9 protein-coding genes are annotated in these 14,385 nt (G+C 34.5%); all 9 read right to left on the minus strand.

Translation table 11 applies throughout. The annotated features are described in order from the left end of the window. Positions 1–8: 8 nt before the first annotated feature. Complete coding sequence (locus tag DMA14_RS21225) at positions 9–1,223, minus strand: hypothetical protein (RefSeq protein ID WP_111426490.1); 1,215 nt, start codon at positions 1,221–1,223, stop codon at positions 9–11. A 156-nt stretch (positions 1,224–1,379) separates the two neighbouring features. Further along, positions 1,380–2,501, minus strand: coding sequence for an N-acetylglucosamine-6-phosphate deacetylase (gene nagA / locus DMA14_RS21230; RefSeq protein ID WP_111426491.1), 1,122 nt, complete (start codon positions 2,499–2,501; stop codon positions 1,380–1,382). 87 nt (positions 2,502–2,588) lie between these two features. After that, complete coding sequence (locus DMA14_RS21235; protein ID WP_111426492.1) at positions 2,589–3,392, minus strand: DUF2490 domain-containing protein; 804 nt, start codon at positions 3,390–3,392, stop codon at positions 2,589–2,591. A gap of 459 nt (positions 3,393–3,851) precedes the next feature. Next, positions 3,852–5,249 (minus strand): TolC family protein, encoded by a 1,398-nt coding sequence (locus tag DMA14_RS21240; protein ID WP_111426493.1) that lies wholly within the window; start codon positions 5,247–5,249, stop codon positions 3,852–3,854. Position 5,250: 1 nt separating this feature from the next. After that, the gene (locus tag DMA14_RS21245; RefSeq protein ID WP_111426494.1) at positions 5,251–6,603 is read right to left on the minus strand and encodes an HlyD family secretion protein; all 1,353 of its coding nucleotides are present in this window, start codon (positions 6,601–6,603) and stop codon (positions 5,251–5,253) included. 2 nt (positions 6,604–6,605) lie between these two features. Then, positions 6,606–8,261, minus strand: coding sequence for a peptidase domain-containing ABC transporter (locus DMA14_RS21250; protein ID WP_111426495.1), 1,656 nt, complete (start codon positions 8,259–8,261; stop codon positions 6,606–6,608). A 101-nt stretch (positions 8,262–8,362) separates the two neighbouring features. After that, the gene (locus tag DMA14_RS21255) at positions 8,363–8,767 is read right to left on the minus strand and encodes a hypothetical protein (RefSeq protein WP_111426496.1); all 405 of its coding nucleotides are present in this window, start codon (positions 8,765–8,767) and stop codon (positions 8,363–8,365) included. 613 nt (positions 8,768–9,380) lie between these two features. Next, a complete protein-coding gene (locus tag DMA14_RS21260; RefSeq protein WP_111426497.1) occupies positions 9,381–11,423 on the minus strand; it encodes a protein-disulfide reductase DsbD family protein in 2,043 nt (680 codons plus the stop codon). Between the two features lie 144 nt (positions 11,424–11,567). After that, a complete protein-coding gene (locus DMA14_RS21265) occupies positions 11,568–14,384 on the minus strand; it encodes a M16 family metallopeptidase (RefSeq protein ID WP_111426498.1) in 2,817 nt (938 codons plus the stop codon). Between the last annotated feature and the right edge of the window lies 1 nt (position 14,385).

Below are 14,385 nucleotides of genomic sequence, written 5' to 3' on the forward strand. Positions count from 1 at the left end.
TTTATATTTTAATTCCATTTTCCTTCACCTTTATATTTTAGTAAAAATGGATTTTTCGGGTCAATTTTAAACACTGGCTTTTTATAAGTTCCTTTTACATAAGCTGTTTTTGCATACGTTTTTAAAACATCTGGATCTGTAAAAGGAAGATCATTCAGATGAATTAGATACTTATAGAAATGAGTCAGCATTTCTTGCTGTCCACCGCCTTCTCCGCTATTTGCTAAATTACTGCTATGACTAAAACCAATATGATGTGAATATTCATGCGACCAAACAGACATTTCTCCAACCCAATGTCCAGTTACGTAACCCGATTCCCATTGCGATGCCAGATTTCCTCCGCCCCAAGCAGAATCTCCTCCAACCATTGCCATCCAAACGGTTCTTTTATCTAGATAATTCCAGTATATTTTTTCGATTTCTTCTTTAGAATAATAATCATAAACACCATCTACATCCTCTGCATTTCCATGCCAGTTTAGCGCACCGTTTATACCTGTTCCAGCTGCAGCGGCCTGTTCTTGTTTGTATTTGTCAAAATTGGTAAATGTGCTGTAATACAATGGATGGCTCAAGGCATAAGAATAATTAATAATCATGGTAATCGCTTCTTTTGCCAAAGCTGGATTCATAGGGAGAAATTTACCCATTTCATTAATGTGGTATCCATCATGAAACTGAACCAAATGATTTGATTTTATTTTTTTGAATTTTTGAAATAATGGATCATCCGATTCTACAGAAAATTGAATTGCTCCAGAAGAAAATCCTTCTATTTTCTCGATTGTTACCGTATTTCCTGTTTCTAGTAAATAATCGTTTGCCTTTTCTGTTAAAGGAAGTTTATGAAATGAACGATGAAAAGCTGGTATTTTAGAAAAAGTATAAATCACAAACTTTTTATCATAGTTTGGCAATTTCGCATAGATTTTCACATTTGTAAGTCCAACTGGAGAATACAACGAAATCTGTACAGAATCTTTTCCTTTTTGGATAACTTGAAGCGGTTCGTTTACTCTAAACCATCGGTCTGTTTTGTCGTACATTTTTGAAGGACTTTCGTCATCTTCAAACATCGTCATAGGTTTATTTTCTGCAGGTAAAGTTGTGGCATCTATAGTTGGCAGATAATTTGGCTTGTACGAATCTGCATCGTCACTACAGCCAAAAAAGATACTTGCCAATACGGCAAATACAAAAAAGTGGGTGCTTTTTCTCATCAGTATGTTAGTAGGTTTGGGGTTAAATATCCGTGCAAAACTATAAACATACTTTGTATATACAAGGAAATTGACAGAAAAATACGAACCAAAAGTTTACTAAAAATATTCTTTTAGTAAACTTCCACTATACTTAACGGTCAGGTTTTAAAGTTTCTATTGCCTAAAATCTAAAGTTTTGATTGTAGCTAAATCAGAATCAAATTGTACAAAACTTGCAGGAAAACCTGTCTTGATTTTTCCTACTTTTTCTTCCACACCAATTGCTGTTGCTACTCTTGTGGTTGCCATTTTTATTGCTTCATCTACCGAAACATGTAGATGATTATAAGCATTTTGCACTGCTTCTGTCATTGAAATTGAAGCGCCTGCGAGATTTCCGTCTTCGTTTCTGTAAAAGCCGTCTACTAAATGAGCATCAAAATTATCCCATTTGAAATTGGCAACTTTGCGTCCTAAAAATGTAGCATCACTTATTAAGAAGAATTTTTCTTGTTTTAACTTATATGCAATTTTAGCAGCAGCGTAATCGCAATGCACGCCGTCTAAAATTACTGGAGCATACACTTCTTCGTTTTCAAAAACTGCGCCTACTAGTCCTGGCTCACGATGTCCAAACTGTGTCATGGCATTAAACAAATGTGTTACAAGATTAATTCCTTTTGCGAAATACGGTTGTGCTTCTTTATGCGTAATAGTCGAATGTCCGATTGAAATTGTAATACCGCTTTCAATCAGCATATTTAATTGTTTTTCTGTAAAACATTCAGGAGCAATAGTGATAACTTTAATAACGTCTTTTCCTTTACTGATGATTTCTTCGAGTTCTTCATCAGTCGGTTTTCGAACCTGATCGATACTGTGCGCACCGCGTCGTAACGGATTTAAAAATGGTCCTTCTAAATGCATTCCGATTACGCCATTCTTATGTTTTTTCATATAATTGCGAACCGCTTCGATACCTTCTAAAATGGTTTCTTTTGAAGAGGATATTAGACAAGGTAAAACATGCGTTGTACCGTATTTTAAACTGGCATCATAAATATCCTGAATAGTTTCTTCATTTGGAGTCTGGCTGAAATAATACTTTTCTCCGCCATTAATCTGAATATCTATAAATCCTGCCGATAGGTGATTTCCTTTTAAATCGATTGTCTCGACATTGTTTGGAATTTCTTTTTGAACCGAAATAATAGTTCCGTTTTCTACAACTACAACTCCATTTTCTATTATTTCTTCTCCTGTGTGTACGACAGCATTTATAATCGCTTGTTTCATTTTGTTTATTTCTTATAACGCTCCAAAGTTAAATATTATAAGTTTTTAGCAAAATAAACTCTTTTAAAATCACTAGAAATAATTTGGTTAATCTGCACCGCCATCGACGCTATCAAATGTTTCGCGTTCTTTTGGTTTTACGCTATATTTTAATGAAACCATTGGCCCGTAGTAAACATCAAATTGAGTTCCGTTTGTGCGTAACTGCATCTGACCGATTACTCCCGCTAAAAAATGAATGTTTGGCGTAATTCCGGCAGTATAATAAACCGATAATCTGAAAATATCGAAATGTTCGTCGGCATAATCTTTAGAAGCAAATTTCAACATCAATTCGGTATAATACCCAATATTAGGCGCTAGAAAAATTGGTTTTTCTTTGCTTTGTCTCAAATAATGATTGACTCCAAAACGTGCTCTTATTCTAGGTATTGTCTGGTGATTGCCGTTTCTGTCATCAAAAAACTTGGTTTCAAATCGCACTTGTTCAAAAAGAGATCCTTTGGGCATTTCCTGAGTATAGGTTCCCATAACGATAAGTCTGTTTTCTAAAGTTTTGTAATTCCCAGCTTCTTCTATTGCATATTTCTGATTGTGTGCATATCCCAACCAAAGCTTCATATTTTTTAAACCAGAATAAACAATCCAAGGTCTTATTACTTTACGCTGTGTATATTCAAAAGGATTTCCGTTTGTGTAAGCGCCTTGAGTAACGAGCTGCATATCTGCCTGACCGCTCAAATGCCATTTTTCTATTAACGGAAACGCAACATCAACTTCGCTTATAGATGCTGGAATAAATCCCATTGTGTAAGGAGCATCTTGGGCTTTTAAAACTTGAGAAAGGATGATGCAACAGAATAAAAGAAAACTCTTTTTTAATAAACTCATAATTCGTCAATATTAAATTACACGGCTTCGAAATAAGAAAGTCTATCAAATTTAAATAAAGATGTTTTTTACTTTAAAAAAAAGCGGTTTCATGTTATAATATGAAACCGCTTTTTGAACATTCTTTCAAAACAAAAAAGCTTTAGAAAAATATCTAAAGCTTTTTTAATTCAAATTCTGAAAATTAATAAAATGCAGACAGGTACAAAGCTGACTGTTATTTTTGTGTACACATAATATTTCGCCCCTCTGGGGCTATTTTATAGATCAACCATACATTTCTATAAATATTTAGTCCCGCTGGGACTACCGCTATATAATCCCGCCGTGACTTTTTAAAGCTCTGGAAGAGCGAAATATTTATAGCTAAAAATCTATGCTTCCCAATTCAGAAGCTCCAGAGGAGCGACATATTAGATTCCTATAAATTTCAACTATCCAATTATCCATCGAAATTTGTTAATCTGGATTTGCCAATATTTTGTACAATTCGGCATTTGACAGATAAAACTGATTCTCTAAACTGATTTGCGACAATTTTGCGCTAACCAAATTGTTTTCTCTAGAATTAATCAAGAAAATGGAACTTTCGCCAAACGAGAATAATTTTTCTTCTGAATTCAGCATCGTCATATAATCTTTTACAAGATTGTCAATTACAACTTTCTGTTTTCTTAATGATGCAATTTCGGTCTGCTGTGCTTTAATTTTATTCTTAAGTTCCAAGCGCTGTTGTCCAATATCAAACTGCATATCCTGAATCTTCAGTTTTGCCATTTTTAAGCTTCCGCGTTCTTTTCTTAAGAAAATAGGAAAGCTGAAATCGACGTTGAACTTATAATCATCGGCATTAAAATTATTCCAGTAATTGGGTTCTGAAATGTAGTTATATCCCACATTGATTTTCGGAAGCAACGAATTGGCTTTTAGCTGGCGGTTGACCTCTAAAATATCCATTTTAGTTTCTAAAGACTGAATTTTTGGATGTGAATCTAACGATTCAACATCGACCATCATAGCATCTGTCTTTAAAGTTTCTTCTATCGTTTGAATTAGATTCTGCTCTGGTTTTACCAAATCTCCCAATTCAACAGGAACATTTTCAATCCATAAAAAATTCGCCAGTTTCAATTTTGCTTTTGCTAATTTTAAATTTCCGTTTTCAACATTCAGTTCTCTGTTTCTAACTGTAATTTTAGCTTCAACACTGTCAATTGCTGGCGCATCACCTGCTGCAATTAGCTTTTTAACTCCTTCAAAACGAGTACTGGCAAAACCTAAATAATTTTTATACAGTTCAGCTTCGTTGTAGCTTTTTCTCCATTCAAAATAAGCTTCACTTGCCTGATATAAAATTTCGATTGCTCTTAGTTTTCTTTGAGCATCACTTAATTTTACATTAAGCTTTCCTTCTCTAACATCGGCCATTCTTTGGTTGATGAACATTCCCTGCCCAAGAGCCACACTAACTCCCAAAGAAGTTAAACCTGCTTCTGGGGTTTTGTTTTGCGGGTTAAGATATTGTCCTTCTGTATCGTCAAAACCAGCTTTTACTTCAATTCCATACCAAGTCGGAATTTTAAAACTGCTGTTTAATATCGAATAGTATTCTGTGCCTTTAAATTCTTTCTTATTGTAATCTACTTCAATTTTTGGATCAAATCCGCCTCGAGCCAGCATCAATTTTGCTTGAGCGTTTGTCACTTCAAGATTGGCTTGTTTTACCAGCGGATGATATTTTTTTACATATCCCAAATACTCGATAAAAGTAAGTTCCTCTTGATTAAAATTCTGGCTCTGCAGTGTAGAAAAACTCAATAGAAATAAGAAAGAAAACAATTTTACAAGATTTCTCATTTTACTTTTTCTCCTTTCCTTTTTCTTCTTTTTCTCCTGAATTATAATAGTTTGGTGGGAAACCATTTAAATTTCGCCAAATCTCATACCAAACCGAAACGGTTTCTAACAATGCAATACTTTGTGCTCCTGCTCCAATACTCAATTCTTTTGGCCAATGGCGATCTTCTCCATCTGGCGAAACCAGAATTCTGTATTTTCCGTTTGGACTAATAAAATTCTCTATAGCTACAACTTTACCCCCGTAAGTTCCATAAGACAATCCAGGCCATCCAGAAAATACGATTCTAGGCCAACCATCAAACCAAACGCGAACTTTTGCTCCTTTATGAACCAAAGGCAAATCGATTGGATCTACATACGTTTCTACAGCAATATCATATTTAGACGGCATGATGCTTACAACAGGAGTTCCTTCTTTAATTGTTTCTCCAAGACCAGCCAATAAAGCACGGTTTACATAACCGCTCTGTGGCGCTGTAATGTAATACAAACCATTTCTTAATCTGTAATTGGTATATTGATTTTCTAGTTTATTTACCTGAGCTTCTGTATCGTATTGTGTGCTTAGAGCGGTAAATTTATCGCTTCTTGATTTTGATATTTTTTCAGCATATTCAGCAGTGATTCTACTGATTTCTACTTTTGCATTTATCAATTCGTTTTTACTGCTCAATAATTTATTCTCCTGCGTAATTACATACGCTTCCGATTCTTGCAATTTTAATCTTTTCTGCTCGACATCGGTCATTGGTTTTAAACCTTCTTTATTCAAAGCCGTCGAACGATCAAACTGTGTTTTTGCAATTCGAAGCTGTGTTTTTACCGCAACCAAATCCATACTGTCACTTTTTATTTTAAGCTGTGACTGACGAATTTTGTTTTGTGCCTGCTGTAATTTCAACTGCCTTTCGGTAGTCAGCGATTGCGCTTGTACATCAAGAGAATTTACTTTATCTCCATACGATTCTGCTGCCATTTTTTTGGCATCTACCTGCTGTTTGGTATTGTCAACCAAATTAGGATCCAAGTAATCTTCTTTAATCTCCGAAATGTAAAGTATCGTGTCTCCTTTTTTTACATAATCACCTTCTTTTACAAACCATTTTTCAATTCGTCCTGCAATAGCATTATGCACTGTTTGCGGTCTTTGATCTGGTTTTAAAGTGGTAACAGAACCTGTTCCCGAAATATTCTGCGTCCAAGGCAGAAAAAGACAGGCAACACCAAAAATCAAAAATCCAATTATGACTTTATTTAAAATCTCGTAATGAGGTCTTCGGGCAACGCTTGTAATCGATTTGTATTTGCCCGGCGTTATAAGTACGTTGTTATCTTTAGATAGGTTGAGCATGATTAAAGCTTTATGTCGTTAATAATTTTTCCGTCATCAATCGTAATCATACGACTGCATTTGCTTTTCCAAACATCATTTTTAGAAGTTACAATAACAGTCCAGTCGTTTTCTTCAGAAAGTAAAAAATCAACAATTTTACTCGAAGTAATTTCGTCCATTTTATCAACTGGATCTTCTAAGAATAAGATATTTGGTTTCCCTACAATACTTCTTGCCAAAAGAATCTTTTGAACATCAGAAGCAGAAAGTTCACGACCACCGGGATGGATTTGATTCTCCAGTCCGTTTTCGAAAGTTTTAATGTATGGTGTCAGTCCAACATTATCTAAAGCCCATTTTAAATCATCACTATTCAATTCTTCATTTCCAAAAACAATATTCTCGCGAATTGTTCCTGCAAAAAGTGTATCGCCCTGCAAAAAAGTTCCTGCCTGAGCTCTGTATGTATCTTCATTAAGACGATTCATATAATTATCAGTCACATACATGGCCCCGCTTTCTGGTTCTAACACACCAGAAAGAAGTCTCAACAAGGTACTTTTTCCTGCGCCGTTTGTTCCTGTAAGAATAATTTTTTCTCCTTGAGAAATTTTCAAATTAATATTCTTAAGCGATTTTTTATTGTGTTTTGGATAATTGTAACTGATGCTTTCGGTTTCGATATTGATTCCTTTTTCTGTTTTTCCAGAAGTTTGAGGAATACATGAAGTTTCCATATCGGTCACTTGACCAATTTTTTCGACAGAAGTCAATACATCATAGAAAGATTCCAGCCCGAAGATGATTTTTTCTACCGAATTGATCAATAATACAATTACAATTTCAGCTGCTACGAACTGCCCTATGTTCATTTGGTGGTGAATTACCAGAAAACCACCGATCGATAATAAGGCAGCAGTAACAATTACTTTAAAAATAGTAAGCTGAATATATTGTTTTTTCATTACCTGAAAGTGTTTTTCGCGGTAATTTACATAGCTGGTTACGTAGCCATCATTTCTTTCCAAGGCATATTCAAAAGCTCCTTTTCTACGGAAGCTTTCTCTGTTGCGAGCAATTTCTTGAAGCCATGCTGCAACTTTATATTTAAACTTTGATTCGTTTAAACTGGTTTCTAAACCGTCTTTGTACGAAAATTTAAAAATGACATATAAAATGACAATAAAAAGAAGTCCGATTACCATAAAGAAAGAATGGTAAAGAACTAATAGAATAATTCCCAAACCTACTTGTAGGAATGCGGTACAGAAATCCAGCAGCAGTTTTGCTGTTCCTTTCTGGACCATCAAAGTATCAAAAAATCGATTTGCTTTTTCTGGAGCATACTCTGAGTACATTTCTTTAAATTTAATTAAGGGCATTCTGTAGGCAAATTCAAATGAAGAACGAACAAAAATTCGCTGCTGCAGATTCTCTACAATGCGCAGCTGTAAAATGTTCAGCACTCCTCCAAAACCAACACCAACTGTAACAAGAATCACGAGAACGATCCACGAAACGCTTAGCTGTCCGCTTTGAATAAAATTAATAATTGCCTGAATTCCCAAAGGCAGAGAAAGATTTACTATCCCTGCAAACGCAGCATAGAAGATAATTTGATAAACGTCGCGCTTATCTAGCTGCAATAAGTTGTAAAATCGTTTGAGTGGTGTCATGAATTTAAGTATAAATACAAGATTATTACATAGAATAAATATACGGCAAAAACCGCATTAATAGATTAAGATTTTTATCCTAATCCTTAAAAAGCAAGTATTTATGAATTCAATCGAGGAGGCGGTATATCTATTTTACCATGAAAACCAAATGAGAATATTGTATTATCGATATATTTTTTCCCTTCAGATTCTATTAAAAAATAAAAATTAGGCATCAGCGATTCTGATGAAACCAGATATTCCATTAAAGGAATTCCTTTTGCTAATTTGGCTGTTTTAGTATCTTTTGTTTTGTAATCGTCCAATTCTTCTGGAATTCCGTCGCATTTGAAGATCTTTTTCAAGAAATTGCAAGTAATCCCTTTTACAGTATACGTTTCAGCGTTATCGCTTAAAATTCTTCCGACGCTATTAGAAATGTTTAAACTGCTAATTAGAAAATAGCCAACAAGCAACGCCTGAAGGCATTTACATAAAAAGCTATTTTTAATTTTGTTCAACATACTCTAAAAAGGCTAAAAATTTAATTAAATCACATCGTTTTGAATCAAAATCTCCAATGATTTAAGGCGTTTACTGTAATTTTTATGAGCGCGCAAGTTATATCCAATTTTTTTCTAGAACATTAAAATAACATTAGAATTTAGAATCATTCAAAACTTTAAAATTATATTAACAAGGCATTCTTACACTTGTCAGAATTATGTAAAGACCAATGGCAATTCTATTTTTTACAGATGAAATATTCCTAGCAGAACAAGGAAATATGTAAAAAAACTTGAGGAAGTCAAATATGCCGCTCTTCCAGAGCTTCTTATATTTTGGTATTTGTTGTCTATAAATATTAAGCTCCTCCAGAGCTACAAAATTTAAATAAAAAAAGAGGCTGACTCGAGAATGAATCAACCTCTTCTTTTAAAACTGCTCCATCAAAGCTTAATATGTAACAATAGCTCCTAAGAAACAATCAATCTAAAACTGCTCCAGCGGAGCAGAATATTTATAGCAAAGATTATCTCTCAGAATTATGAGCTCCAGCGGAGCGACATATAAATCTTTGTGAAACAGCTTCTTTTAATCAACAACAATTATAAATAAAAATGCAAACCGTAAATATTAGCTTTTCTCAAAATTAGAAACGCCTTTTTTAAGCCAGTTCAAATATTCTTCGATATCTGGATTATAAGCTGAAGTTTCGTTGAGTGTTTCTCCGTTATGATCAACTAGAACATAAAATGGTTGTGCATTGGTTTTATAAGTCAGCGTTTGGAATTCGCTCCATTTCTGACCAATATATTTTAATTTTTTTCCCGTCAGTTTTGAAGTAATCTGCTCATGCGGATTCAGTTCTCTTTTGTCATCTACATAAAGTGAAATTAAAACCAAATCGCCTTTTAAGATTTTTTGAACCTTTTCGTCAGACCAAACATTGTCTTCCATTTTTCGGCAGTTTACACAGGCATGACCTGTAAAATCTATCATAACCGGTTTTCCTATTTTTTTGGCATATTTCATACCTAAATCATAGTCGGTAAAAGCCATAATATTATGCGGTCCAAGCTCTGCTCCTTCTGGCAGATTTTGCGTTATTTCGCCTGAAGAAGCATTATTCAAACCATTCGGAATTTCGCTGTAATGCATTGGCGGCGGAAAACCACTGATCATTTTAAGAGGTGCACCCCAAATACCTGGAATCAAATAAATCGTAAAAGCTAAAACCAAAACTCCCAATCCAAGTCTTCCAACGCTTATATTTGAAACTGGACTATCATGCGGCAACTGAATTTTTCCGAACAAATAAAAAGCCAGCGTTCCAAAAATGGCAATCCAAATTGCTAGAAAAGTTTCTCTTTCCAGCCAATGCAATTGCAAAACCAAATCGGCATTAGAAAGAAATTTGAAGGCAAGAGCCATTTCTAAAAACCCCAAAAACACTTTTACAGAATTTAGCCATCCACCCGATTTTGGAAGCGAATTCAGCCAGCCAGGAAAAGCGGCAAATAAAGTAAATGGCAAAGCCAAAGCTAGAGAAAAACCAAACATTCCGACAAAAGGTGCGATTCCTCCGCGTGACGCAGCTTCAACCAGTAAAGTGCCTACAATCGGTCCCGTACAAGAAAAAGACACAATAGCCAGAGCCAAAGCCATAAATAATATTCCGACAATTCCACCTCTATCGGCTTGCGAGTCGACTTTGTTTGCCCATGCATTTGGAAGCATTATTTCGAATGCACCTAAAAATGAAAACGCAAAAATCATTAAAAGCACAAAAAAGATCAGATTAAACCAAACGTTTGTAGAAAGTGCATTAAGCGAATCTGCTCCAAAAACCCAAGTTACAACGGCTCCCAAAAAGATATAAATGGCAATAATGGCGATTCCGTAAAAAATGGCTTTTCTTATTCCCTGCGATTTGGTTTTACTTTGTTTGGTAAAAAAACTCACCGTCATCGGAATCATCGGGAAAACACAAGGCGTGAGCAATGCTGCAAATCCAGAGAAAAATGACAATAGAAAAATCGTCCATAAACTTCTAGATTCGGTCTTTGGTTCGCTTTTTTGAATTTCCTTTTGAGGTGTTTTTACAATTTCTTCAGGAACAATTTCTTCTGTTTTTTCTTTTATTTCGGTAACCGAAGAATCTATTACTTCTGTTTTTGTTTCTTCTTTTACAGCAGCTTCTATTAAAGTTTTCGCTTTCGCGGAAGGGCTAACGGCAAACTCCAATTCGTCTGAACTTGGCGGAAGACAATTTTCATCATTGCAAACCATAAATTCAACTTCTGCCTTGATTTTGAAAGGTTTGGACGAAAGTATCTTAACACGCTGTCTAAAAGTCGTTTCTTTTTCAAAAAACTTAATCTGCATTTTAAAGACAGGATCGTTAACCGTTTTTCCTTTTTCTTCTTTTACAGCATCCGTTATCTGAAAATCTGCGCTTTTTATAAAATTAAAATGAGTTGGAATCGGTCCTCCGTCTGCAACTTCCTGACTGTACAAATGCCAGCCCGATTCTATAATGGCTTTTGCCTGCAATTCGTATTCAGTATCAGAAATTTTCTCGACACTGGTTTTCCATTTTATTGGATTGTATATCTGAGCCTTTACGAATATGGAAAACAGCAGGAAAAAGCCCAGTAAAAAAATATTTTTTTTCATGGGTAAAAAATCTTTAAAAAGAGGGTTGAATAGCAAAAAACAACCCTCTAAGTAATCCGCTATACAAACTAAATTGCTTACTAATCCAAAATAACTATTTGATAGGGAAATACAAATTAAACTCTAGTAAATAAAGGGGTCAGATTATTTTAATGGTTTGAAAACAACTTCCATAGAATCAGCTTTATCTAAAAATGAATTAGCAAATTCTTGAATATCTTTTGCTGTGATGCTTTTTACAATATCAACATAATTTTTAGGGTCATTCATATCGTAAGCATTCTCAAAATAATTATAAATCAAGTTCATGCTATAACTATTGAAGTTTTTGCTGTCTTCTCTCGATTTTAAATAGTTTGTTCTTGTTTTCTCAATGTCTTCAGCCGCGATTTCTCCCTTCTTGATTTTATCAATTTCTTGATACACAATTGGCAGTAAATGTTCTACTTTATCGGCATCGCAATCAAAATTAATTTGAAGGTTTGCTTTTGAAATTGGAAGTTTATCGATGCTTCCTTTTACTTGCGCACCATAAGTTCCGCCTTCTTTTTCGCGAAGACTTTCAGTATAACGTAAAGTCAGTACATCGCTTAAATACGAAACCAAGATTCTGTTTCTTTGAGAAAAAGCAAGATCCTTTAAAAAGGCAATTCGAACAGAACTTTTTGGAGTTTCCATTTTAATGAAAACATCTCTATCAATTTTATTTGATGTCCATTTCGGAATGTCTGTTTTAAATTTTTCTTTACGTTTAATTCCGTTTATACTCGCAATATATTTTTCTAATAAAGGTTTTAAAACTTCTGGCGTAACATCTCCAACAATATAAAATTCAAAGTTTGAAACATCTGCAAAACGATCCAAATAGAAAGCTTTCATTTTATCAAAAGATAAACCATCGATATATTTTTGATTGAATGGCTGTACTCTTGGGTTGTTTTTTCCATAAATCACAACAGATAAACTATCATCCATTTTTGCATTGATATCATTTGCTCTGTTTTTAAGCGAATTTTCCAATCTTTGCTTTAACAGCGCATACATCTGATTATCAAATCTTGGCTGCACAAAACGCAAATGAACCAATTGCATCATCGTTTCGATATCTTTTACGTTTGCAGATCCCGAAACGGTTTCTTTAAGCGAGCTGATGCTTACAGAAGAATTGGCAATTTTTCCTTTCAAGACTTTATCCAAATCAACATTAGAAAGTTCGCCAACACCAGACATCATGGCCAAAGTTGTCGTACGTCCAATTGATGGAAGATCTTGCGGTTCGTACAATGAAGTTCCGCCAAAACTTTCGGCTTTAAGCTCTACTTCTTTTTTGTTTTTATCGGCAAATTTGTAATGCACTTTTACGCCATTGCTCAATACAAAAGTGGTCGCATCGATTGCCGTTTCTTTTTTCTCTGAAACAATTTTTCCTGAATTAATTTTCAGATTTCCTAAAAGTGTTTTTCCTTCAAAAGTGTCAACATAAGGTTGTAACGATGCATCGTTTTCAGCTTTCTGAATAATATCGAAAGCTTTTTCCTGAGTTAAGTTATTCTCGTTTTCTACACCTGTAACCGCTACAACACGATTTTGTGCCGTATATAATTTACTGATTTGCTCTTGAAGAATTTTGGTGTCAACATTTTTCAAAATGTTTTTTACCATTTCAAATTCTACTTTTGGATCGGCAATAACTTCGTGATTTAGATAATCATCTTTTACCATTCCGATAACATCCTTATGCGAAATCTCATTTAGCTTTTCTAAATAATTTTCGTAACCTGAAATATTCTCTGCAACAGCTCTTTCAATTTCTCCTTTAGAAAAACCAAATTTATAAGCTCTAACCCATTCATTCATGACCATTGCAAAAGCTTCGGCTTGTTTTTCTGGTTTTGGAGAAACGTTCAAAATCCAGATGTCATTCAAACGGGAAAAATTTTGGTATCCAATTGAGGCACTTTTAAATGGGCATTCTTGTTTCTGCGCCATTTCTGCCAAACGATTATTTAAGATAGAAAAAGCAAGGCTTCTTTGAGTAGATTTTTCTAATTCGGCATAAGTATTTGTTGATTTTTCAGCCGTATGACGAATCATATAACTAATGTTTGAAGCCGAAACTTCTTTGTCTAAAGCCAGTTTAAAAGTTGGTTCTGTTCTTTCTGGAATTGCAATTTCAAAACGTTTTTTAGGATTTACTGGAGTTGGAATATCTGCAAAAAGCTTCTTGATTTTTACTTCAATTTCATCTGCATTAATATCTCCTACAATTGCGATTGCCTGCAAATCTGGACGATACCAATCTTTATAAAAATCTTTTAAAACTTGATATTTAAAGTTCTTTACAATATCCATATCGCCAATCGGCATACGATCTGCATAAAGCGAATTGTTGTAATAATATGGTGCCAACTGATTGTAAATTCTCGCTCTTGCATTTTGTCTTGTACGCCATTCTTCGGTAATTACACCGCGTTCGGCATCAATTTCTTCATTTGTAAGAGATAAGAAATTAGACCAATCGTGCAAAACCAGCAAGCAAGTATCGACTACTCCGCCATCTTTTGACGGAATATTGTCTAGGTTGTAAACGGTTTCGTCTGTGCTTGTATATGCATTGATATTTCTGCCGAAAACAGCACCTTGTTTTTGAAGCGTATTCAGGATTCCTTTTCCTTCAAAATTTTTCGTTCCATTAAACGCCATGTGCTCCAAGAAATGCGCCAGACCCTTCTGCTGGTCGTTTTCTAAAATCGAACCAACGTTTTGAATGATATAATAACTCGCTGTATTTTTATTGACATCTGTCGGATAAATATAATACGTCATTCCGTTTGGCAGCAATCCCTTTTTTATTTTTTGGTTGACCGCAATTGGATCTGTTGCTTTAAAGTTTTGCGCTTGCGCGAAAGTTAAACTTCCGATAAAAAGCAGTAAAACTGATATTTTTTTGCTGTATTTCATA

The sequence above is a fragment of the Flavobacterium sharifuzzamanii genome, assembly GCF_003254585.1.
In the GTDB taxonomy this organism is placed as follows: domain Bacteria; phylum Bacteroidota; class Bacteroidia; order Flavobacteriales; family Flavobacteriaceae; genus Flavobacterium; species Flavobacterium sharifuzzamanii.